This window comes from Mycolicibacterium madagascariense (assembly GCF_010729665.1).
Taxonomy (GTDB): domain Bacteria; phylum Actinomycetota; class Actinomycetes; order Mycobacteriales; family Mycobacteriaceae; genus Mycobacterium; species Mycobacterium madagascariense.
On record NZ_AP022610.1, the window covers coordinates 3715764 to 3738956 of the forward strand.

General features: G+C 69.5%; 19 protein-coding genes. 4 read left to right on the top strand and 15 right to left on the bottom strand.

Annotated features, from left to right (window positions below; all coding sequences use genetic code 11):
- Positions 1-187 precede the first annotated feature (187 nt).
- From G6N60_RS17525 to G6N60_RS17535, 3 genes are read left to right on the top strand one after another with little or no spacing between them, the layout of a single operon-like run.
- Entirely contained in the window at positions 188-616 is a 429-nt protein-coding gene (locus G6N60_RS17525; protein ID WP_163739635.1) for an MmpS family transport accessory protein, read from the top strand.
- Positions 613-3546: an MMPL/RND family transporter gene (locus G6N60_RS17530; protein WP_163739637.1), complete on the top strand. Its 2934-nt coding sequence runs from the start codon at positions 613-615 to the stop codon at positions 3544-3546. The genes G6N60_RS17525 and G6N60_RS17530 overlap by 4 nt, the downstream gene beginning before the upstream one ends.
- A gap of 50 nt (positions 3547-3596) precedes the next feature.
- The gene (locus G6N60_RS17535; RefSeq protein WP_163739639.1) at positions 3597-4028 is read left to right on the top strand and encodes a DUF5078 domain-containing protein; all 432 of its coding nucleotides are present in this window, start codon (positions 3597-3599) and stop codon (positions 4026-4028) included.
- On the opposite strand, the gene G6N60_RS17540 is transcribed toward G6N60_RS17535, so the two are convergent.
- The 5 genes from G6N60_RS17540 to G6N60_RS17560 all read right to left on the bottom strand — a co-directional run bounded on the left by G6N60_RS17540 (position 4025) and on the right by G6N60_RS17560 (position 10872).
- A complete protein-coding gene (locus G6N60_RS17540; RefSeq protein ID WP_163739640.1) occupies positions 4025-5797 on the bottom strand; it encodes a hypothetical protein in 1773 nt (590 codons plus the stop codon). The two genes, G6N60_RS17535 and G6N60_RS17540, sit on opposite strands and share 4 nt — an antisense overlap.
- 83 nt (positions 5798-5880) lie before the next feature.
- A complete protein-coding gene (locus G6N60_RS17545) occupies positions 5881-7512 on the bottom strand; it encodes an ABC transporter ATP-binding protein (protein WP_163739642.1) in 1632 nt (543 codons plus the stop codon).
- Positions 7509-8399 (bottom strand): ABC transporter permease, encoded by an 891-nt coding sequence (locus G6N60_RS17550; protein WP_163739644.1) that lies wholly within the window; start codon positions 8397-8399, stop codon positions 7509-7511. Before G6N60_RS17550 ends, G6N60_RS17545 begins: the two co-directional genes overlap by 4 nt.
- Complete coding sequence (locus G6N60_RS17555; protein WP_163739646.1) at positions 8396-9352, bottom strand: ABC transporter permease; 957 nt, start codon at positions 9350-9352, stop codon at positions 8396-8398. Before G6N60_RS17555 ends, G6N60_RS17550 begins: the two co-directional genes overlap by 4 nt.
- A complete protein-coding gene (locus G6N60_RS17560; protein ID WP_163739648.1) occupies positions 9349-10872 on the bottom strand; it encodes an ABC transporter substrate-binding protein in 1524 nt (507 codons plus the stop codon). Before G6N60_RS17560 ends, G6N60_RS17555 begins: the two co-directional genes overlap by 4 nt.
- A gap of 79 nt (positions 10873-10951) precedes the next feature.
- Between G6N60_RS17560 and G6N60_RS17565 the strand changes: the two genes are divergently transcribed.
- Complete coding sequence (locus tag G6N60_RS17565; RefSeq protein ID WP_163739650.1) at positions 10952-12232, top strand: HNH endonuclease signature motif containing protein; 1281 nt, start codon at positions 10952-10954, stop codon at positions 12230-12232.
- A 16-nt stretch (positions 12233-12248) separates the two neighbouring features.
- On the opposite strand, the gene G6N60_RS17570 is transcribed toward G6N60_RS17565, so the two are convergent.
- Genes G6N60_RS17570 through G6N60_RS17615 form a run of 10 tightly spaced genes read right to left on the bottom strand, consistent with a single transcriptional unit; the run spans position 12249 to position 23165 of the window.
- Positions 12249-12914 carry a GntR family transcriptional regulator gene (locus G6N60_RS17570; protein ID WP_163739652.1) on the bottom strand — a complete coding sequence of 222 codons (666 nt, stop codon included), beginning with the start codon at positions 12912-12914 and terminating at the stop codon, positions 12249-12251.
- Positions 12911-14500, bottom strand: a complete 1590-nt coding sequence (locus G6N60_RS17575; RefSeq protein ID WP_163739654.1) for an ABC transporter substrate-binding protein — start codon at positions 14498-14500, stop codon at positions 12911-12913. Before G6N60_RS17575 ends, G6N60_RS17570 begins: the two co-directional genes overlap by 4 nt.
- Positions 14501-14526: 26 nt before the next feature.
- Positions 14527-15519, bottom strand: a complete 993-nt coding sequence (locus G6N60_RS17580; RefSeq protein WP_163739656.1) for an ABC transporter permease — start codon at positions 15517-15519, stop codon at positions 14527-14529.
- Positions 15520-15522: 3 nt separating this feature from the next.
- Positions 15523-16386: an ABC transporter permease gene (locus G6N60_RS17585; RefSeq protein WP_163739658.1), complete on the bottom strand. Its 864-nt coding sequence runs from the start codon at positions 16384-16386 to the stop codon at positions 15523-15525.
- Entirely contained in the window at positions 16383-17942 is a 1560-nt protein-coding gene (locus G6N60_RS17590) for an ATP-binding cassette domain-containing protein (protein ID WP_163739660.1), read from the bottom strand. Before G6N60_RS17590 ends, G6N60_RS17585 begins: the two co-directional genes overlap by 4 nt.
- Complete coding sequence (locus G6N60_RS17595) at positions 17939-18847, bottom strand: polysaccharide deacetylase family protein (protein WP_197746949.1); 909 nt, start codon at positions 18845-18847, stop codon at positions 17939-17941. The genes G6N60_RS17590 and G6N60_RS17595 overlap by 4 nt, the downstream gene beginning before the upstream one ends.
- A complete protein-coding gene (locus tag G6N60_RS17600) occupies positions 18844-20352 on the bottom strand; it encodes an amidohydrolase family protein (protein ID WP_163739663.1) in 1509 nt (502 codons plus the stop codon). The genes G6N60_RS17595 and G6N60_RS17600 overlap by 4 nt, the downstream gene beginning before the upstream one ends.
- A complete protein-coding gene (locus G6N60_RS17605) occupies positions 20349-21065 on the bottom strand; it encodes an aspartate/glutamate racemase family protein (protein WP_163739665.1) in 717 nt (238 codons plus the stop codon). Before G6N60_RS17605 ends, G6N60_RS17600 begins: the two co-directional genes overlap by 4 nt.
- Positions 21062-21946 carry a carbohydrate kinase family protein gene (locus tag G6N60_RS17610; protein ID WP_163739667.1) on the bottom strand — a complete coding sequence of 295 codons (885 nt, stop codon included), beginning with the start codon at positions 21944-21946 and terminating at the stop codon, positions 21062-21064. Before G6N60_RS17610 ends, G6N60_RS17605 begins: the two co-directional genes overlap by 4 nt.
- On the bottom strand, positions 21939-23165 hold the full coding sequence (locus tag G6N60_RS17615) for an SIS domain-containing protein (protein WP_163739669.1): 1227 nt from the start codon (positions 23163-23165) through the stop codon (positions 21939-21941). The genes G6N60_RS17610 and G6N60_RS17615 overlap by 8 nt, the downstream gene beginning before the upstream one ends.
- Positions 23166-23193: the final 28 nt, after the last annotated feature.

A 23193-nucleotide genomic window follows, 5' to 3' on the forward strand; every position in this document is an offset into this window, starting at 1 on the left:
GGATCCTATCGTCATCTGAATGATGTTGTCTGCGTAGGTGACCCGGATCGATCGAGCGCAGCGGCGGTGTCGTTGTGCGCGACGTCACGTGCCACGGCTCCTCGAGCCATCCCTTGCGGTTATCCACAATACAGTTATATGGGCTAATCTCTCATTTCAATCTCAGATAGTCGGCCGGGCAGGGGTTATGACCAAGGTTTTGCGAAGAGCATGGTTGCCGATCGTGATCGTGATCGTCGTCCTGATCGCCGGCTTGACGGTGAGCCGGGTGCGCACCTTCTTCGGCATGAACCCCATCCTCGTCACCCCCAAGAACTTCGCCGACGACGCCGCGCCCTTCAACCCCAAGGTCGTGAAGTACGAAATCTTCGGCAACGGGACCTACGCCGACATCAACTACCTCGACCTCGACTCCAAGCCGGTGCGCGTCGACGGCGCCTCCCTGCCCTGGTCGCTGACGCTCAGCACGACCGCCCCCTCGGTCCTGCCGAACATCGTGGCCCAGGGTGACGGCGACTCCCTGTCCTGCCGCATCACCGTCGACAAGGACGTCAAGGACGAGAAGACCACCAACGGCGTGCACGCTCAGACCTTCTGCCTCGTGAAGAACGCATGACCTCGCCCCACGACCGCGGTCCTGGGCAGCATCCTCCCGACGAGGAACCGACCACCGACGCCATCGCGACGTCGGGCCCCTCGGTCGACCCGACCCGGCACCGCATCCCCAAGCTGATCAGGACCCTGGCGCTGCCGATCATCCTCGGCTGGATCGTCATCATCGCGCTGGGCAACACCGTCGTGCCGCAGCTCGAAGCCGTCGGCAAGATGCGGTCGGTCTCGATGAGCCCCAGCGACGCACCGTCGGTGATCGCCATGGAGCACGTCGGCGCGACGTTCAAGGAGTTCAAGTCCAACAGCTCGGTCATGATCGTGCTGGAGGGACGGGACAAGCTCGGCCAGTCCGCCCACGAGTTCTACGACGGCATGGTCAAGAAGCTCGAGGCGGACACCAAGCACGTCGAACACGTCAACGACATGTGGAGCGACCCGCTGTCGGCAGCCGGCTCCCAAAGCAACGACGGCAAGGCGATGTACGTCCAGGTGTACCTCGCCGGCAACCAGGGCGAGGCGCTGGCCAACGAATCGGTCGAGGCCGTGCAGAAGCTCGTCGGGGACCTCAAGCCACCCGACGGCATCACGGCCTACGTCACCGGACCCGCGGCGCTGTCGGCCGACCAGAACATCGCCAGCGACCGGAGCCTCAAGCTCATCGAGGCCGTGACCTTCACGGTCATCATCGTCATGCTGCTGCTGGTCTACCGGTCGATCGTCACCGTGCTGATCGTGCTCGTCATGGTGGTGCTCGAATTATCCGCCGCGCGTGGCATCGTCGCCTTCCTCGGCTACTACGACATCATCGGCCTGTCCACGTTCGCGACCAATCTGCTCGTCACCCTGGCCATCGCCGCGGCCACGGACTACGCGATCTTCCTGCTCGGCCGCTACCAGGAGGCCCGAAGTCTCGGCGAGGACCGGGAAGACTCCTACTACACGATGTTCAACGGCACCGCCCACGTCGTGATGGGCTCGGGGCTGACGATCGCCGGCGCGACCTTCTGCCTGCACTTCACGCGGCTGCCCTACTTCCAGACCCTCGGCGTCCCGCTGGCCATCGGCATGGTCATCGTCGTGTTCTGCGCGCTGACCCTCGGGCCCGCGGTGGTCACCGTCGCCAGCCGGTTCGGGCTGCTCGAACCCAAGCGTGCGCTGCGGACCAGGGGCTGGCGCAAGATCGGCGCGCTCGTCGTGCGCTGGCCCGGCCCCATCCTCGTCGCGACGATCGCGCTGTCCCTGGTCGGCCTGCTGACCCTGCCCGGCTACCGGACCGACTACAACGACCGCCACTATTTGCCCACCGACCTGCCGTCGCAGCAGGGCTACGCGGCCGCCGACCGGCACTTCTCGCAAGCCCGGATGAACCCCGAGCTGCTGATGGTCGAGAGTGACCACGATCTGCGGAACTCCGCGGACTTCCTCGTCATCGACAAGATCGCCAAGGCCGTCTTCCGGACTCCGGGCATCGGTCGCGTCCAGGCCATCACCCGTCCGCTGGGAACGCCCATCGAGCACACCTCGATCCCGTTCCAGATCAGCATGAACGGCACGACGCAGCAGATGAACCTGAAGTACCAACAGGATTCGTTCGCCAGCATGCTCAAGCAGGCCGACGAGATGCAGGGCATGATCGACAACCTCGAACACATGCTGGTCCTGATGAAGCAGCTCGACGACATCACCCACGACCTGACCCTCAAGACCAAGGACATGGTCGCCACCACCAACGAGCTGCGCGACCACATCTCCGACTTCGACGACTTCTTCCGCCCGATCCGCGCCTACCTGTACTGGGAACCGCACTGCTACGACATCCCCCTGTGCTGGGCGACGCGCTCGATCTTCGACACCCTCGACGGCATCGACGCCCTCAGCGATCAGCTGGGCGGCCTGGTCACCAACCTCGATCAGTTGGACCGGCTCATGCCGCAGCTGCTCGCGTCGCTGCCGCCGATGCTCGCGACGATGAAGTCGATGAAGCTCATGATGCTGACGATGTACCAGACCCAAAAGGGCATGTCGGATCAGATGGCGGCGATGCAGGACAACCAGTCCGCCATGGGCGAGGCGTTCGACGCCTCCAAGAACGACGACTCGTTCTATCTCCCGCCGGAGATCTTCCAGAACGACGAGTTCAAGAAGGGCATGAAGAACTTCATCTCGCCCGACGGGCATTCGGTGCGGTTCATCATCAGCCACGAGGGCGATCCGATGAGTTCCGAGGGCATCTCGCACATCGACGCCATCAAGAACGCCGCCAAGGAAGCCATCAAGGGCACGCCGCTGGAGGGGTCGAAGATCTACCTGGCCGGCACCGCGGCGACGTTCAAGGATCTGTCCGACGCCAACGTCTACGACCTGATCGTCGCGGCGATCGCGTCGCTCGCGCTGATCTTCGTCATCATGCTCATCATCACCAGGGCGCTGGTCGCGGCCGCGGTGATCGTCGGCACCGTGGTGTTGTCACTCGGCGCCTCGTTCGGCCTGTCGGTCCTCATCTGGCAGCACATCCTCGACACCCCGCTGCACTGGATGGTGATGGCGATGTCGGTCATCATCCTGCTGGCCGTCGGCGCCGACTACAACCTGCTGCTGGTGTCGCGGTTCAAGGAAGAGATCCACGCCGGCATCCACACGGGCATCATCAGGTCCATGGGCGGTACCGGTTCCGTGGTGACCTCGGCCGGCCTGGTGTTCGCCTTCACCATGATGTCGATGTCGGTCAGCAGCATGACGGTCATCGGCCAGGTCGGCACGACGATCGGCCTGGGCCTGCTGTTCGACACCCTGGTGATCCGCTCGTTCATGACGCCCGCGATCGCCGCGCTGCTCGGCAAGTGGTTCTGGTGGCCGACGCGCGTGCGGCAGCGACCATTCCCCGCCCCCTGGCCGAGTCCGCCGAAGCAACCCGAAACCGCCCACATCGCCTGAGGAGGCACATCATGACCAAGAGCGTGCGCAGTCTTGCCCGAGGAGGCCTGATGGCAGCCGTATGTGGGATTGCCGCAACGGCTTTGGCGTCTCCGGCGTCGGCCGATGCCACCGACGACTTCCCGATCCCGCACCGGATGATCATCACCACCTGCGACACCGAGCAGTACATGGCCGCCGCCCGCGACACCAGCCCGGTGTACTTCGAGCGCTACATGATCGACCGCAGCAACCGCCCCGCCGACGTGCAGCAGCAGGCCTTCGACCGCATCCACTGGTTCTTCTCCCTGGACCCCGTCGCGCGCCGGCAGTACTCCGAGGACACCGCCACCAACGTCTACTACGAGAACGTGGCCACCCACTGGGGCAACTGGGCCAAGCTGTTCTTCAACAACAAGGGCGTCGTGGCCAAGGCCACCGACGTCTGCATGAACTACCCCAAGGGCGACATGTCCATCTGGAACTGGGAAGCCACGCCCTAGCTGGACCGCCGCCGCCGGCCCATCACGACGGCGAGGATGACGGCGGCGATGCTCAACGCGCCGCATGCCACCGCGACCGCGATCATGTACACGTCGCGGCTGTTCATGCCCGACGGCTTCTCGTCCGACGCCAGCGTCAGCTGGTAATCACCGGGCAGCGGTCCGGGCTGCGGATCGTCCAGGCCGGGGAACTGCTGGGTCTTGTGGACCTCGAAACTGCGCTCGCCAGAAGGGGTTTGGCGCCATTCGCCCCAGGCGGGCGTGACGCCGTCGAGCAGCACCTTCTGTTCGCCGTACTGGGGATCGGGGCCCACGTCGACGATCTTGTTGACGCGGAACGGCTGATAGGTGGCGTTGGGGTAGCGCACCTGGACGGGCACGTTGGCGTAGTTCACCAGCGGCGGCGGAGGGGGCGGGAGCGGCAGGCCGACCCCCGGGAAGTAGCCGCCGCCGAAGAAGCTGCCCACCGCCACGTTGACGGCCTGGTTCACGGCGTTGGACACGACCGCGGTGAAGCTGTACGCCGCATACTGCGCGACCTCGAGCACGACCCTGCCGAGCGGCGGGATCAACACGACGCGGGGGGCGTTCTGATACACGTAGACGATGCGCACGGGATCGCGGTACGGGTTGCTCAGCACCGGCCGGTAGTACTCGTCGTAGTCGACCCAGTCCGGGCGCCACTGCCGGACGTTGCGATCCCAGCCGCCGGCGAGCTGGACGTTGTCGTTGTTCCGGTTGTCGTTGTTCCGGTTGTCGTTGTTCCGGTTGTCGTTGTTCCGGTCGTTGCCGTTGCGGCCGTCCCTGCCGAACGGGTCGCGGTCCCGGTCGGACACGTCGATCATCCGGGACACGTCGTCGATGTCCTGCTTGGGCGCCACGTCCGGCTTCGCCTCGACCACCGCGGCGGTCTTGGCGATCTGGACGTCCTCGTCGGGCGCCTGCAACGTCTGCGGCGCGATCTTCTGAAGCGCCCGCGGCGTCGGTCCGGCCCCCGAGGAGGACGTGGCCGAGTCCGCCGAGGTGGTGCTCGTCTCGCCGCTGCTACGCGCCGCCTCCGAGGACGACGGGGTCGACGCCGAATTCGGCGAGGACGGCGTCGACTCGGGTGCGGACGGGTCGGCGGAACCGCTGCTGGTCGGGGGTTGCTGGCTGTCGCTCGAGCTGGGCGTGACCGCCTGCGGTGACCGCGGCGCCGCACTGCTCGGCGTGGCGGCGTCGGACGTCGCGGGGCTCGGGCTGCTGGGGCTCGGGCTGCTCGGGCTCGGACTGCTTTGGCTCTGGCTCGGACTGCTCTGGCTCGGGCTCGGCGAGCTTGCGGTCGTCGGGCTCTTGGTCACCGACGTCACCGGCGGAGGCGTGCTCGCCGTCGTCGGCGGGGCCTCCCTGGTCACCGGCGCCGGCGAATCCTGGGTCGGCGCGACGGGGGCGGCGGATCGGGTCGGGGGCGGCGCCACCGCGCTCGGCTGGGCGGCCGACGGAGCCGGGGCCGACGCCGGTTCGCTCGGCTCGGCGCTGGGCACCGAGACGGGAGCCGGTGCGACGGTCGGCACGTCTGCGGCGGTGGGTGCTTCACGGGTGGCGGCAGGGGCCTCCCGCGGCGCGGCGGGCTCCGGCACGACCGTGGTCGACGGAGCGGACGGATCGTCGCCCGGCTTGGCGAACGCCGGCGCGACGCCCCCGGTCAGCGCCGTCAACGAGACGACCATTCCCGACGCGAGCACGGCACACGCCGTCCGTCGCCGGCACACCTTCAATGACGCACCCACAGTGCAGCGCCTCCTTAGCGAATGTCCCCCGACACTGGCCACCGGCCAGCTTCACCTAGGACATCGGCTGGAGGCCAGATTCGTTACAGGCTTTCCACAGGCGGGCGCGCCGGCGGGATCGCCGCCAGCAGGGAGCGGGTGTAGTCGTCGCGGGGTTCGGCGAACAAGTCGGCGGCCGGGCGATACTCCACCGCGCGGCCCGCGCGCAGCACCAGCACGTCGTGGCTGACCTGCTGAATGACGGCGAGGTCGTGCCCGATGAACAGGTAGGTCAGGCCCAGTCGCTGCTGCAGATCGGCCAACAACTCCAAGACCTGCGCCTGCACCGACACGTCGAGGGACGCCGTGGACTCGTCGAGGATCAGCAACTCGGGCTCCAGCCCGAGGGCCCGGGCGATGCTGACCCGCTGGCGCTGGCCCCCCGACAGCTCGTGCGGGTAGCGGTCGGCGAACGACGCCGGCAGTCCGACGAGCTCGAGCAACTCCTCGACCCGGGCCTGCCGGTCGGCCTTGCCCTCGCGCAGCTCGTGCACGGCGATCGGCTCGCCGACCGACGCCCCCACCGGCAGGCGCGGATTCAGTGACGCGAACGGGTCCTGCAGCACCAGACCCATGCGCCGCCGCAGCGCTTTCTCGGCCCGGCGACCGCCGCGGCGTCCGACGGCCAGCACGTCGTCACCGCCGAGCGTCACCGTCCCGGCGTCGGGCCGCACCAACCCGGTCAGCGCGGCGGCCACGGTCGACTTGCCCGACCCCGACTCCCCGACCAGTCCGAGGGTCGCGCCGCGCCGGATCCGGAACGACAGGTTCTGCACCGCGTGCACGGTCGACCTCCCGGTGGGGGTCGTCACGGGGAACCGGACGTCGAGGCCGACCACCTCCAGCAGCGTCTCGGCGTCGTCGGCCACCGGCGGCGGGCCTGCCGAGCCCACCAGCGGCCGGGCGTCGAGCAGCTGGCGGGTGTAGGGCTGCTGCGGATGGTCGAACACGTCGAGCACCGGCGCCTGCTCGACGACCTGGCCCGCCGCCAGCACGGTGACGTCGTCGGCGACCTGACCGATGACACCCAGGTCGTGACTGATCCACACCACCGCGGTGCCGAAGTCGCGCTGCAGATCTGCGACCAGGTCGATGATCTGCGCCTGGGTGGTGACGTCCAGGGACGTGGTCGGCTCGTCGGCGATGAGCAGTTCCGGGTCACACGCGAGTGCGATCGCGATCATCACGCGCTGACGCTGCCCACCCGACAGTTGATGCGGATAGGAACGCAGCCGGTCCTCGGGGTGGGGCAGACCGACGGCCTCGAGCAGTTCGAGCGCCCGCGCCTTGGCTGCCCTCCTGGTCGGATGACGATGCGCCTCAAGGGATTCGGTGATCTGGCGTTCAAGGGTCAACAGCGGGTTGAGCGACGTCCCCGGGTCCTGGAAGACGAAGCCGACCCGACCGCCGTGCACGCCGCGCAACGTCCGCGGGGACGCACCGATCAGCTCCGTCGAGTCCCGTTCGCCCGCAAGCACACTCGATCCGGTGACGACGGCGCCGGGAGCGTCCAGCAGTCCCGTCGCGGCGAGCACCGTCATGGACTTCCCGGAACCGGACTCCCCGACGATGCCGAGCGTCGCCTCCCTGCGCACCCGAAGGGAGACGCCGCGGACGATGTGCGTGTCGCCGATCCGGACGTGGAGGTCCTCGACGGTCAGGACGGGCGCGCTCACTGCTTCCTCCGCGCCTCGGCCAGCGTGCGCTGCTTGGGGTCCAGCACGTCGCGCATGCCGTCACCGAACAGGTTGAACGCGAGCACGATCACGAAGATCGCCGCCCCGGGAAAGACCGCCATCCACCAGGCCAGCGTGACGAAACCCTGGGAGTCGAAGATCATCCGGCCCAGCGACGGCTCCGGCGGCTGGATGCCGAGACCGAGGAAGGACAGGGCCGCCTCGGACAGGATCGCGAACGCCAGCGACAGCGACGTCTGCACGATCAGTGGCCCGGCGATGTTCGGGAGCACGTGGCGGATCAGGATGTAGCCGTGCCCCGTGCCCATGGTGCGCGACACCTGGACGAAGGGTTCGACCCTGACGCCGAGGGTGCTGGCGCGGGCGACGCGGGCGAAGATCGGGGTGTAGACGACGCCGATGGCGAGCATCGTGGTGGTGATGCCCGGGCCGAGGATGGCCACGATCGCCAGGGCCAGCAGCAGCACCGGGAACGCGAACATGACGTCGACGACGCGCATGAACACCGTGTCGACCCACCCGCCGCGATATCCGGCGACCACGCCGATGGTGACCCCGACGACGACGGCGAACAGGACGCTCACCACCGCCACCTCCATCGAGGCCTGCACGGCGACCAGCACCCTGGACAGCACGTCGCGGCCGAGCTCGTCGGTGCCGAACCAGTGCGCACCGCTGGGACCGCGCAGGGCGCTCGGCACGTCGACGTCGTTGATGCCCTGCGGCGCAAGCCATTTCGCACCCACGGCGACGACGAGCACCACCGCCAGGATCACGGTGCTCGCGACCGTGACGGGGTTGCCCGCCAGCAGGCGCCACGAGCTGACCCGCCCGGCCGGCGGGTTCTCGGTGAGCGGTGGGGTCATGCCAGCCTGATCCTCGGGTCGACGACGGCGTACAGCAGGTCCACCAGCAGGTTGATCACCAGGAACAGCACCGCCATCAGCAGCACCGCACCCTGGATGACCGGATAGTCCCTGGCGGCCACCGAGTTGTAGACCAGGCGACCGAGGCCCGGCCAGGCGAACACCACCTCCACGACGATCACGCCGCCGAGGATGGTCGCGAGTTGGATGCCGGTGATGGTGAGGATCGGCACCAGCGCGTTGCGGACGGTGTGGCGCAGCGTCACCACCCGCGGCGACAGACCCTTCGAGCGGGCGGTGCGCACGTAACCCATTGCGGCGACTTCGAGTACGGCCGAGCGGACGTACCGGGTGAGGATCGCGGCGGCGACGAGGCCGACCGTCAGTCCCGGTAGGACGAGGTGGCTCAACCACCCGCCGGGGTCGGTCGTCAGCGGGCGGTAGCCCGACGTGGGCAACCAGTGCAGGGTGCTGGCGAACAGCGCGATCAGCAGGATGCCCATCCAGAAGTCGGGTATCGAGACACCGAACTGACTGGTGACCCGGACGATCGCATCACTGGTCCTGCCCTCGTGCAGCGCCGACCAGATGCCTGCGGGCAGCGCGATCAGCAGCGCGACGACGATGCCGAACCCGGCGAGGGACACCGTCGCCGGCAATCGGTCCAGCAGGATCTGCACGACGGGGTCGCCGTTGCGGAAGCTGACTCCCAGGTTGCCGGTGAATGCCGAACCCACGTAGCTCGCGAACTGCGCGAGCAGCGGTCGGTCCAAACCGCTTGCGGCCCTGAGCGCGTCGTAGGCCTCCGGGGTGTAGCGCGTTCCCAGCGCGATGCGAACCGGATCGCCGGGCACCAGCTGAACGAGGGCGAACACGACGATCAGGACGCCGATCAACACGACCAGCGAATAGGCGAGGCGGCGGGCGAGGAACCGCACGACGGGGTGGCTCACTGCCGTCCCCCGCCGTCGAGGCTGGCCGTCCTGAACCGGATCGCACCGTCGCGGCGCGCCTCGTAGCCCGAGAGCCGGGTGGTCCAGGCCTGCACCACCGACGGGTTGTAGAGGTAGATGTAGCTGACCTGGTCGGCGATGATCGTCGCGGCGGTGGCGTAATCACGTTGTCGCACTTGCCGGTTGGTCTCGACCCGACCCGCGTCGAGCAGCCGGTCGACCTCGGGGTTGGAGAACTTCTGCGCGTTGCTCGTCCCGTTCGTGTGGTGCTGCGCGTAGTAGAAGTCGTCGGGGTCGATGTTGCCGAGCCAGCCCATCATCAACATGTCGAAGTGGCCGGAGTTCTGCTCGTCGAGCCACGTCGCGAAGTCCACGGTCCGGATGTGCACCGCGATCCCGAGCGGGGCGAGGTTGTCCGCGATGACCTGGGCGGCGGTGACCGTCTCGGGGTACTGGCTGGTGACCAGCATGTCCATGGAGGTGGGGTGCGCACCCGCCTCCTGCAGCAGGCGCTTGGCCTGATCGATGTCATGGCGGTACCTGTCGTAGGGGGTGTACCACGGATTGCCCTTCGGGATGGCCAGCTGATTGGCGGTCGCGCTGCCGTAGCTGGTGGCCTGGACGATCGATTGCCGGTCGATGCCGTAGGCGATGGCCTGGCGGACCCGCGGATCGTTCCACGGGGCGCGGGCCTCGTTGAGGGCCAGGTACCAGTAGTCGTTGCTCGGCGTGACCGCGAGCGTGAGGGAGTCGTCACCGCGCAGTTGGGTGATGCGCTGGGCGGGCACCGAGTCGGTCCAGTCGACCTCACCGGCCTGCAGCGCCGAGAGCGCGGTCGACGGTTCGGTGATGAACTCGAAGGTCACGCCGGGCACCTTGGGCGCGCCGCCCCAGTACTTGGGGTTGGCCGCCAGCACGATCGAGTCGCCGCTCTTCTGCGACACGAACGAGAACGGTCCGGTCCCGATCGGATGCGTCGCGATCTGGCCGCTCTCGACGTTCCTGCGCGACACGATCGCCATGCCCTTGAACCCGCCGAGGTTGGTGAGCAGGTTGGGGGTCGGGTGCGCGACGCGGATGACGACGGTGTCCGGCCCCTGGGCGCGAACGTCGGTGACCGCACTGAGCTTGTCGACGTTGGCCAGCTTGCCGTCGATGATCCGGTGATAGGAGTAGACGACGTCATCGGCCGTGAACGGCGTGCCGTCGTGGAACGTGACGCCGGGGCGCAGCTGGAAGGTCCACGTGAGCTGGTCGGGTGACACCGTCCACGACTGGGCGAGCGCGGGCCGCATCTCGAGATTGGCGTCGGGTTCGACCAGGGTGTCGAACACGTTCTCCAGCACCTCGAAGGAGAAGTAGGCCGACGTCTTCTGGGGGTCGAGCTGGTCGGGTTCACCGGCGATCGCGGCGATCAGGTTGCCCGACGATTGTCCGAGGTCGACGCGTCGAGCGGGTGCACACGACACGGCCCCGAGCAGGGCGACCACGATGGCGACGACGGCCAGGGGGTGTCGCATTGGGCCCGTCTACCCCCTGAGCTGCCGACGCACACGTCGAGGCCGGACCGATGTCAGACCCCGCTGCCATCATGATCACATGGCGTCCACCGCGACCACGTGCTCTCCCGCTGAGCGGATCGGGGTGCTGTTCGAGGAGTTGGCGGAGTTGACCGGCCAGCGCAACGCCATCGACGGACGCATCGTGGACATCGTCGCCGAGATCGACCACGACGGCATCTGGGGCAACACCGGCTGCCGCTCCCTGCCCGCCCTGATCGCCTGGAAGACCGGCACCTCCCTGCGCAACGCCGAGACCGTCGCCGCCATCGCCCACCGCAGCCCCGAACTCCCCCAGTGCACCGCCGCCCTGCGCGCGGGTCAGCTGTCGCTGGATCAGGTCGGCGTCATCGCCGAACGCGCGGGTGAGGGATCCGACGCGCACTACGCCCAGCTCGCCGCCAGCGCGACCGTCGCCCAGCTGCGCACCGCGATCAAGCTCGAACCCCGCCCCGACCCCGAACCGAAGCCCACCTCCCCGCCCCCGCGCGCGATCACGAAGACCGACGGCGAGCAATCCACGACCTGGCGCATCACCCTGCCGCACCCCGAAGCCGCCACCTTCGACGCCGCTCTGCAGTCCCACCACGACGGCCTCGTCGCGCAGTGGAAGCGCGACCACGCCGACGACTCGGGCGAGGACGGGCCGGACCCCACCGGCCCGGTCGACGACCGCGACGTCCAGCTGTCGCCGCTGCCCACCCGGGTGGACGGCTTCATGAGTCTCGTCGAAGCCGGCTGGGACGCCGACGTCGCTCGCCGCCCCCACGGGCAACGCACCACCGTCGTCGTGCACCTCGACGTCGAATCACGGGTCGCCGCACTACATCTCGGGCCGCTGCTGCCCGACGGCGACCGCCAGTACCTGACCTGCGATGCGACCTGCGAGGTGTGGTTCGAACGCCACGGCCGACCGATCGGGTCCGGGCGCGAGACCCGGGTGATCAGCCGCCGACTGCGCCGCGCGCTGGAGCACCGCGACCACTGCTGCGTGGTCCCCGGCTGCGCGGCGACCCGCGGCCTGCACGCCCACCACCTCGTCCACTGGGAGGACGGCGGGCCCACCGAACTGGCCAACCTCGTCCTGGTGTGCCCGTATCACCACCGGTTGCACCACCGCGGGCTGATCACCCTGCGCGGCCCCGCCCACCACCTGCTGGTGACCAACGCCGCGGGCGAACCCCTGACCTCGGCGTCGCTGGCCCGCTCGCCGACCACACCACCGCCGCGGGTCGCCCCCTGCCGCGGCCCGACCGGCGAACGCGCCGACTGGTGGTGGTACGACCCCTTCGAAACCCCACCACCACCCTCGCCGAACTAGGCGCCGAACGAGCGGCCTACCCGCCCATCCGGTCGCGCATGGCGTCGAACGTCGGCTGCCGGTCGCGCTCGATGTGGGCGTAGGCCACGGACTCGGCGACCCGCTCGTTGCCGGAGGCAATCGCGTCACGCAGCAGGACGTGGTCGTGGAACGCCTCGTCGGCGGGCAGTCCACTGGTCAGGAAGAACAGCCACGTGATGCGTCCGGAGATCGACTGCATCAACCTGATCAGCAGCTCGTTGGCCGACGTCGCGATGACGGCCTCGTGGAAGGCGGTGCTGGTCTTGGCGATGGCGTAGGCATCACCCCCGGCGACGGTCCGCTGGGCCTCGGCCAGCGCGTGGTCCAGTGCGTCCATCGGGCCGCCGAGGCCGACCTGCCGGGCGGCGTAGCGCGCCGCCCCCACCTCCATCGACAGGCGCACGTCGAACAGGTCGTCGATGGACTTGGCGTCCCAGCGGGCCACGACCGCCCCTCGCCGTGGGCGCGAGTGCACGAAGCCGTCGCGCTCCAGCCACGGCACCGCCTCCCGCAGCGGGACGCGCGAGACGTCGAGCTCCTCCCCGATGCGCTGCTCCGGGAGCCGGCTGCCCTGCGGGTACTGCCCCAGGATGATCCGTTCCCTGACCGTGGAGTAGATGTAGCGCGACAGCGACGGTCGCTGGGACTCCGGGTCGGTCACGTCCCGGCGATGCCGAGCAGCGAGAAGTTCAGCTCGTTGGCGCCGATGTTCTGACTCTCGGCGACTCCGGTGAGCCACTTCTGCGCGACGACCCAGTCCTTGTTGTAGGACAGGTTCAGGAAGCAGCCGGTCTGGCCGTACAGCTGGCCGGCCTTGACGTAGGTCGCGGTGTCCCCGGTGCCGAGGGCTTGGTCGAGTAGGCCGTTGACCTCCTTGGACTCGCATCCGAAGTAGTTGATGCCGCCCGAGGCGTCCCAGAAGACGTGTCCCCACATGTAGGGGTCGCCGCCGTCGGGGCCGTTGTTGCCGTCGATGAACGCATCGGGTCCGCTGGGCGGGTTGTTGATCCACCCGAAGACCGTCGAGGTGTCATAACCCTGGGCGGACGCGGTGAGCCCGTCGGTCTGCAGGTTGGCCACCACGATGTTGGCCATCGACTGCGCGTTGACGTTGCCGTTCGCGTAGCCGATCACCAGGTTCTTGGGCGCGTTGGGGGGCAGCGCCGCCACGTAGGCCTTCAGCGCACCGGCGTCGTAGGAGATGGCCTGCTTGTCGGCCCCTCCCGGGATCATGCCCTTGGCGTACATCGTCGTCCCCACCTCGGACCGCTTGCCGAGGACCTGATCGACCAGCTTGGCCTGGTCGATCGACTTCAGGAAGGCCACCCTGGCGTCGGCGGTCTTGAAGAAGTCGTGGCTGGGATTGACGGTGACCAGGGCGCCCTGCAGGGTCGGCAGGAAGTAGTTGGACACCCCGGCGGCCTTGGCGTACTTGTCCAGGCTCGACGAGGGCAGCGCGGCGACGATGGTGTCGACGGTGCCGTTGTCGAACGCCAGCTCCAGCGCAGATTCGTCGGTGTAGACCGGCATTTCGATCTTCGTGAACGGCGACTTCTGACCCCAGTAGCCGTCGTAGCGGGTCATCTCGTACTTGACCCCGGTCTGTGCGGTGGTCAGTTCGTAGGGCCCGGTGCCGAGATCGTGGGAGGACAGGTAGGTCTGGGCGTCGTCGGATCCCGCGTTGGCCTTGAGCCCGGTCGGTGACTCCATCTTGGGTCCGAACGGGGACGCCAGATAGCTCAGGAAGGCGGTGTTGGGCTTGGTGAGGGTGATGACGGCGGTGTAATCGTCCGGTGTGGCAACGTCTTTCACCGCCTGCACCATGTATGCCGCGCCACCCTTGACCGCGATGCGGCGCTTGAACGCCACGTCGACCGCCGCCGAGGTGAACGGCGTGCCGTCATGGAATGTGACGCCCTTGCGGAGGTGGAAGGTGTAGACGTCGTGGGTGGGGTTGACGTCCCACGTCTGCGCCAGTCGCGGCGCGATCTTCACGGCGTCGGTGTCGTTCTGGTACTGCACCAGCCCCTCGTAGGCGTTGATCATGATGGCCGTGCCGTTGTTGGCGTAGTAGATGTCGGGGTCCGGCGGCTGGCCGATGTCGCCGAGCAGTCCGACGGTGAGCGTGCCGTTCGTCGGGGCGGCCACGCCACCCCCGCCACTACCGCCGGTCGGCGTGCCGGAACCACAGCCGGTGATGACGAGAGTCATTGCGGCACAGACGATGAGGGATCTGCGGACGGGCATGGAGGGGCTCCTTCTCATTCGGCTTCCTATTCGACGGCGATGCGGGGGTCGGCGACGGCCTGCAGCAGGTCGACCGCGACGTTGGAGATGACGTAGATCGCACCGAGCACCAACGTGACCCCGGCGATAGCGGGGAAGTCGGCGACCGGGATGGACGCGGCGAGGTAGTTGCCGATGCCGGGCCAGGAGAAGACCTGCTCGACGACGACGACCCCGGCGAACATGAAGCCCAGTTGCAGCCCGGCCATGGACAGCGCCGGACCGATCGCGTTGCGGACGACGTGGTGCAGCACCACCTGCGCCTCGGTCAGCCCCTTGGATCGCGCCGTCCTGACGTAGTCGACGCCGAGGACGCTCTGCAGGGACGACCGGAACACCCGGCCGATCGCGACGGCGGGCGCGATGGACAGCACGACCGCGGGCAGCAGAAGATGCTGCAGCGCATCGCCGAACGCGTCGGCCTGTCCGTGCAGCAGCGTGTCGACGAGCTGCATGCCGAACGGTCCGGGGTCCTGGAAGTCGCCGACTCCCCTGGCCGGCAGCCAGCCCAGCTGACCGAAGAACACGATGATGCCGATCAGTGCCAGCAGGAACGGCGGCGCGGTGGCCAACAGCAGCAGCACGCCGCGCCCGAGTGCGGCGCCCGGCCAGCGCAGCGCACCCGACAGGGCATACAGCGTGCCGAGGAGCAGCGCGAGCAGGAACGCCACGACCACGAGTTCGACCGTCGCGGGCAGGTAGGTGGCGATGTCGGCCGTCACGGGTTGCCGGGTGCGCAGCGACCGGCCCAGATCCCCGGTGAGCAGGCCGCCGACGAAGCGGACGAACTGCACGAGCATCGGATCGTTCAGGCCGAGTCGCTGCCGTTCCGCGGCGACCATCGCGTTCGACGCGTTCGCCCCGACGTAGGCGCGGGCGGGGTCACCCGGTGAGACCGACTGCAGCAGGAAGATGACGAACGACAGGATCAGCAGGATGAGCACGGCCGTCGAGAGTCGGCGCAGCAGAAAGGATGTCATCGCCTACCTCCGCACCGGCAGCAGGTTGCGAATGGCGTCGCCACCGACGTTCGCGATCAGCGTCAGCAGCAGCACGGCCAGACCGGGGATGCCGGGCACCCACCAGTGGCTCAGCAGCTGACTCAACGTGCGCGCGGTGTCGGCGCCCAGTTCGGGCGCGGGCGCCTGCTGACCGAGGCCGAGGAAGGACAGCGCGGCGAGCAGGAGCACGACGTTGCCGACGTCGAGGCTGGCGGTGACGATCGCCGTCGGCACCACACCGGGCAGCAGGTGCCGGGTCAGGATGCGGACACGGCCCGCCTTGGCCAGCTTGGCCGCCTCGACGTGCGGCCGCGCGGCCAAGGCCTTCACCTCGCCGCGGACGATGCGGGCGTAGTACGGCCACCACACCAGCGCGACGCCGATGAGGGTGTTCATCAGTCCCGAACCCAGTGCCGCGACGATGGCGATGGCCACCAGCGCGCCCGGTAGCGCGAGGAAGAGGTCGGTGATGCGCATGAGGAACAGCGAGTCCACCCACCCGCCGGTCGCGCCCGCGATCAACCCGATGGTGCCGCCGATGAGCAGCCCGCTGGCCACGATCACCAGCGCGCTGAGCCAGCTGACCTGCACGCCGATCAGCGTGCGCGACAAAAGGTCTCGACCGATGCCGTCGGTGCCCAGCAGATGACCGGGGCTCAGCGGCGGCAGATCGAGTGCGCCGACGGGCTGAATGGGGTCGTAGGGGGCCAACGTTCGCGCGAACACCGCGACCAGGGTCAGCGCGACCAGCAGCCCGAGGATCGCGAACGCCGCCGGTCGGCCGAGGTGGGCACCGCCCACCGTGACGGGCTTGGAACGCCACCGGGGTACGAGGGTCGTGGTCATGGCGTGACACCTCCGACGATCTCGGGGACCGCGGCCAGCAACGCACGCGTGTAGGCCTCGCGGGGCTGTGACACCACCTGCTCGGCGGGTCCCAGTTCGACGATGCGGCCCGCCTGCATGACCGCGATGCGGTCGCCCATCAGCCGGGCCACGGCCAGGTCGTGGGTGACGAAGAGGACCGTCATGCCGATCCGGGCGCGCAGGTCCCTGATGAGGGCCAGGACGCTCTTGGCGAGTGAGGCGTCCAGCGCGCTGGTCGGCTCGTCGCACAGCAGCACCGACGGCGGAATCATGGTCGCGCGGGCCAGCCCGACGCGCTGCCGCTGGCCGCCGGACAGCTCCCCCGGCCTGGCCGTGGCGACCTCGGCGGGCAGGTCGACGGCCGCGAGCGCGGCGACGACGCGGTCGCGAACGACGCTGCGGGACAGCTTGAGTGGGCGCAGTCGTTCGCCGAGGATCTCGCCGATCGACAGCCACGGCGTCAACGAGGAACCCGCGTCCTGGAACACCATCTGCGGTCCGCCGTCGCCGGCGAGCTCGACGCGGCCCGACGTCGGCCGTTCCAATCCCGCCACGATGCGCAGCAGCGTCGACTTGCCCGAGCCGCTCTCCCCGACGATGGCGACGGCCTCGCCCGGGGCGACGTCGAGATCGACGCCGTCGACGGCCGCCACCTCGTGCCGGCGACGGCCGTGGCGTACGTGGAACGTCCGGCGCAGGTCTCGGATCGCGACCGCGGGTGACGAATCTGGTTGTGCGCCAGCATCATCGAATCGCTCGTCGCGCGACATCGTCAACGTCAGCCGCGAAGCCAGCAGCGAGCGGGTGTAGTCGTGCCGGGGCGCGCGCACGACGTCGGCGGCCGCACCGATCTCGACGAGTTCACCGCGGTGCATGACGGCGAGCCGGTCGGCGATCTGATCGGCGACGCCGAGGTCGTGGGTGATGAGCAGTACCGAGCAGCCGAAGTCGTCGCGCAGTTCGCGCAGCAGGTCGAGCAGCTGCGCCTGCACGGTGACGTCGAGTGCGGTGGTCGGCTCGTCGGCCACCAGCAGCGTAGGCCGGTTCGCGACCGCGATGGCGGCCATCACGCGCTGGCGCAGACCACCGGAGAGCTCGTGCGGGTAGACGCGCAACCGCAGTGCGGCGTCCCTCACCCCGACGGTCTGCAGCAGGCGCACCGACTCGGCGTCGTCGCCCGTGGCCTCGCCGATCTGCCTGCCGATGCGCATGGTCGGGTTCAGCGACGTCATCGGGTCCTGGAAGATCGCGCCGAGGACGTCGCGACGCACCGCGCGCAGTTCGTCGCGGCCCGCGCTCAGCAGGTCGACCCCGCCGACGGTGACGCGCCCCTCGGTGACCGGGTGCGATTCCTGGGGCAGCAGCCCGAGCAGGCTGAGCGCGAGAACGCTCTTGCCCGAACCGGATTCGCCGACCAGCCCGAGGATCTCACCGGGTTGGATCCGCAGGTCGACGTGGGAGAGGACCTGGCTGCGCACGCCGTTGCGCACCAGCGACAGCGAGTAGTCCTCGACCGTGGCGACCGGCGTGCTCATCGCGTCGCCTCCACGGGCATCGGGAACAGCTGTGGCGACGCCACGACGGCGCGGTGGATCTCGCGCGGCGTCGTCAGCCAGACCCCGTCGGTGGCGGCGATGCGCTCCAGCGCCCTCGCGATGGGGCCGAGGCGGAACGGCGCACCAGAGATGAACGAGTGCAGCACCACGCTCATCACCAGGGGGTGGTGCTCGGCGCCGGCGTGGAGTTCGGTGAACTCGTCGTCGATCATCTCGGCGAAGGCGCGGGGCGACACGCTGCGGCCGATCATCGTCGACGAGTCGTTGAGCTCGGCGGCGTACGGGATGGCCAGCAGCGGCCCCGCCGCGGTGGTCAACCAGACCGGCTGATCGTCGAGCCGGAGGTCGAGCAGGTAGCGATACCCGTTGTCGGCCAACAGGTTCAGAGTATCCGATGTCTGCGTCAGCCATGGGCTCGACCACCCGCCGGGCGCGAGGCCCTCCTCGACGCGGATGCGGTCGGCGACGTCGGCCAGGTACGCGCGCTGCGCGGTGGCGCTCATCTCGGCCAGCGTGTCGGAGTTGGAGCGGCCGTGCCCGACGATCTCCGCGGCGGCGGCGCGGGCGGCGACCAGCACGTCCGGCGCCTCGTCGTACACGTCGGTGTTCAGCAGCACGGTCGGCGGGATGCCGAGGCGCTCGAGCCGCTCGAACAGCCGGAAGGCGCCGACGCGGTTGCCGTAGTCGCGCCAGGCGGTGTTCACCACGTCGGGTGCGGCGACGTCGGCGAGGACGTCCTCGGCGTGACCCTCGCCGAACCGGTAGGACTCGACGCCGACGCAGACCACGACGGCGAGCCTGGCCCCGCCCGGCCAGCGCCCCTGGGGGCGCGAGGGCAGCGGCGAGTACCGGTAGTGCGCCGGGTTCGGCACGGGCGCGTTCACGACGTCAACCACCGGCTGAAGCCCACGTCCGCGGCCGCGGCCCGCCGGACGATCTGCTGGTACGCCGGGTACAGGCGCTCGGCGTCGCGACGGGCGGCGTGCACCCTGGATAGCTTGGCGGCGAACAGCTCTCGCGCCTCGTCGAGCAGGGCGGTCTCGTCCACGCTGGTGACGTGCCCGTGCTCGGCGACCACGCGCCCCGCCACCATGGTCAGCACGACGTCGCGGCCGTCCTCGCAGTGCACCAGTTGCTCCCGTAGGTCGTTGAGTGGGGTGAAGGCGATGGCGTGCAGGTCGACCAGCGCGAGGTCGGCGAGCCTGCCCTCGGCGACCGCGCCGAGGTCGTCGGATCGCCGGGTCGCCCTGGCGCCGCCCTGCCACAGTGCGGTGAGAACCTCTGGGGCCGTGGGCCAGTCGTCGCTGTCCAGACCGGAGACGTTGTGGATCAGGCCCGCGGTCTTCGCGACGGTCCACACGTTGATGGCGTCGTCGCAGATCGCCTCGTCGGTCCCCAGTGCCACCGGGATGCCGTGGTTCAGCATGGCCCGCCATGGCAGCACGCCGCTGCCGAGGCGCAGGTTGCTCACCGGGTTGTGCACGACCGTCGAGCCGGCCTCGGCGATGACGTCGAGGTCGGCGTCGTCCACCCACACCGCGTGGATGACGTTGGTGTGCGGCTTGAGAAGGCCTGCCGCAGCGGTGTATTGGACGAGGGATTGACCGGCGAAGCGGGGCTGTTCGGTCATCAGGGTGCGCTGGACCTTGGTCTCTAGCATGTGCGCGTAGAGCGGGAGACCGTGACGCTCGGCCAGGTCGTCGAGCGCGGCGAAGTAGTCCAGGCTGACGCGCTGCGGCGCGGAGATGGAGACGGCCGCGCGGATCCGATCGTCGGCGGCGCCGTGCCACGTGCCGATGAGGTGGTCGTAGGCCTCGAGCAGCTGCGCGGCGGGCGCGGGCGCCGGCGCGGCGAACGTCTCGCGCACGCCCTCGTCGAGACCGTCGAGGAAGGGCAGCTTCTCCGTCTCCGGCAGCTCGGGCTGATCGAGGGCGAGGAACGCCCGAATTCCGCTGTCGCGGTAGGCCGATGCCACGGCGTCGATGATCGCCGGATCGGGGAACGGCATGAGGAAGGCGTCGTCCTGCACCGTGGTGATGCCGCGCTGCAGCATCTCGATCGCACCGAGCATGGTCCGCAGATAGGCCTCCCGGGGCGTCGGCGTCAGTGCCGGGTCCGCGGGTGACTCGTACAGCATGAACAATTCGAGCGGCAGACTCCTGACCGAACCCTTGAGATGGTTGGCCGGAGAATGGAAGTGGGCGTTGATCAGACCCGGCACCAGGAGGTGACGGCCCGCGCCATCGACGATCCTGGCGTCGGGCGGGGGCGTCAGGTCCGATCCGATCGCCGTGATGCGATCGGTCTCGACCAGCACGTCGACCGGCCCGGTCATCGCGGTGGGGGATGTCTCGTCGTAGACGAGGACGTCGTGGAACAGGACGGTCATCGCGGCCTCACCACGTAGTCGGGACCGGGCATGGCGCCAAAGGTGTTGGCGCGCGACGTGTTCAGGCCCATCGCCACCAAGCCGGCGGCGATGCCGACCGCGGCGGCGACGCCGTCGACGACCGGCACCCCGAGGTCCCGCGACAGCGGCGTCACCAGGTCGGCGAGGCCCGCACACCCCAGGACGACGGCCTCGGCGCCCGCAGTCGTCATCTGCTCGCGCGCCGCCGCGGCGAACGCATCGAGCAGGTGGGTCGAACCGCCGACGAGGTCGGCCACCGGCACGTCGACGGCCACCACGGTGCACCGGTGCCCGAGCCCGAGCGCCTGCACGACGCGGTCGCTGTGGGCGATCGTGCGGGCGGGCAGCGTCACGACGGTGAACCGGTGGGCCACCAGGCACGCGGTCTGCAGCGCGGCCTCGGTCATCCCGACGACGGGACAGGTGGCGACCTCCCTGGCGGCCTGCACCCCGGTGTCACCGAAGCAGGCGACGACGAAGGCGTCGGTGCGCGCCTGGTGTTCCACGACCTGTTCGAGCACGCCGAGTGCGGCGACGGTCTCCTCGGCGTGGCTCTCGACGCTGGGCACGCCGACCGCGGGGTGTGCACCCGTCACGGTCACGCCCGGGCCCGAGACCCGTTGCGCCGCAGCGACGATGGTGTCGGTGAGCTCAGCCGAGGTGTTGGGGTTGAGCACGGTGATCCGCGTCATCGGCCGGCTCCGGTCGTCGTGGCGGCGAGCAGCGCGCTCGCGCCGGGGCCGCTGACGGCCAGTCGCGCCGCGGCTGCCCCGGCGCGTGCCGCGGCGATCGGGTCGCCGCTGCGCAGGTGCTCGGCGGCGAAGCCACCGCAGAAGGCGTCGCCCGCCCCGGTGCTGTCGACCGGCGTGACGACGTCGGCGGGCACCGGTACCGGCTCCGGGTGCGCGCTCGTCGCCACCAGGCAGCCCGCCGCGGCGCGCTTCACGACGACGACCCGGGGACCGAGTGCGAGGAAGCCCGCGATGGCCCCCCGTAGATCCGAGGTTCCGGCCAGCGCGACCGCCTCGACCTCGCTGGGCAGGAACACGTCACACGCGGCGACAGCCTCGCGCAGCTCGCGCTCGTGGCCCGCGACGTAGTCCTCCTGCGGGTCGAAGAAGAGGGTGGCGGACGTGCGCGGGCGCAGCCAGGCCGACAGCGCGAGCTGCGCGTGCAGCGCCATCGCCGACAGCAGCACGCCGGCCGACGCCAGCACGTCGGCGCCGACGTCGCCGGGATGCACCGACAGCGCCTCGAAGTGCTCCTCGCCGTGGACGAGCTCCCACGTGCGACCACCGTCGGCGTCGTACCGAACGACGTTGCGCACCAGGGGAAGATCTCGTCGCGGCAGTGCTGCGGGGTCACTGCCCGTCGACCGGATGGCGGTCAGCAGCTCCTCGGGTGCGTCGACGCCGAGCGGCGCCAGGAGCGCGGCCCGGCCGCCGACGAATCGAGCGCCGAGTGCCGCGTAGAGGGCGTCACCACCGATCGACTCGACGCGTTCGCCGGTGGCGGATACGGCCTCGTCGATCGTGAGGTTGCCGATGCACGTCAGGAGCGCCGACTCAGCCACCGGCGGCCGCCGCGTCGTAGCTGCACAGTCCGAGGTGGTAGCCGACCAGTTGAGCGGGCAGCAGGTATAGCAGGGGCGAAAGGGATTCCGGCACGTTCGGCAGCGCGATGACTTGCCCGCCGCAGTCGCCGAAGGCGCGTTCGGCCTCGGAGGTCACGACGTAGAGCCGGCCGCCCCACCGCAGCGCGTCGCGTGCGGTGTCGACCGCGCGCGGCACGCAGGGACCGGCCGGGGCGAACAGGACGAGCGGTTCGTCCGCCTTCTGAGAGTTGTAGTGGTGGTACTCCTCGACCTGGATCTCGGTCGCGTGCAGGGTCGTGCACTCCTTGACCTTCGCGGCGCCGACGATCGCGGTCGCCAGGTTGGGCCCGCCGCCGGAGAACAGCACGTGCCGAACGCCCGCGGCGACCTCGTGCTCGGCGATGGCGGCCACCACCGGGTCGAGCCGATTCAGTTCGTCGGTCATCAGGTCCGGCAGCGCGTCGAACGCCGCGCGGAGTTCGGCGGCCGCGGCCGGGACGCGACGCTCGCCGACGCGGATCGCGAGTTCGAGCAGCAGGGCCAGCGCGGCGGTGGACGACTGGGTGGGCCACCCGACGCGCGTCGCCTCGATCTTCAGGGCGACGCTGGCCTCGGTCTGCAGCGTCGAGCCGGCGGTATTGGTGATGGCAACGGTATACGATCCGCGGTGCTGGGCGGCGAGGAGCGCTTCGACAGTCCGCGTCGTCTCCCCCGAGCTGGACAACGCCACGACCGCCGTGTCCGGATCGGCGAGACGGGACTGGTAATAGGCGAACTCGAGGCTCTGCACGGGTTCGCACGGCACGCCGAGCATGCCCTCCAGCGCGTCGCGCGCGGCGACCATCACGGCCAGGGAGTCACCGCAGCCGACCAGCACCACGCGGCGCACTCCGCCGGCGAGCCGGTCGGCGATCGCGTCGAGCGTCGTGGCGTTGAGCTGCAGCGTCGCCCGGATGGCCGCCGGCTGACCGAACAGCTCGGGCCCGGTGGCCCGGACGCGGTGTCGCAGTTTTTCGTCGAGCGGATCGTTGCTCGGCAATGCCAGGATGTGGGCCCGTTCGGCGTCGGAGACGCGTTGCACGACGGCGCGCTGACGATCGTCGAGCAGGCCGTTCGCGGGGTCCAGTAGCGGGCTGGCGAGTGTCGTCATCCGGTCGGGATCCCCCGTCTCTCGGTCGGTCGCGAGGGCGGCGGTCACCCTCTGATGTCCGAACGGTATACCGTTT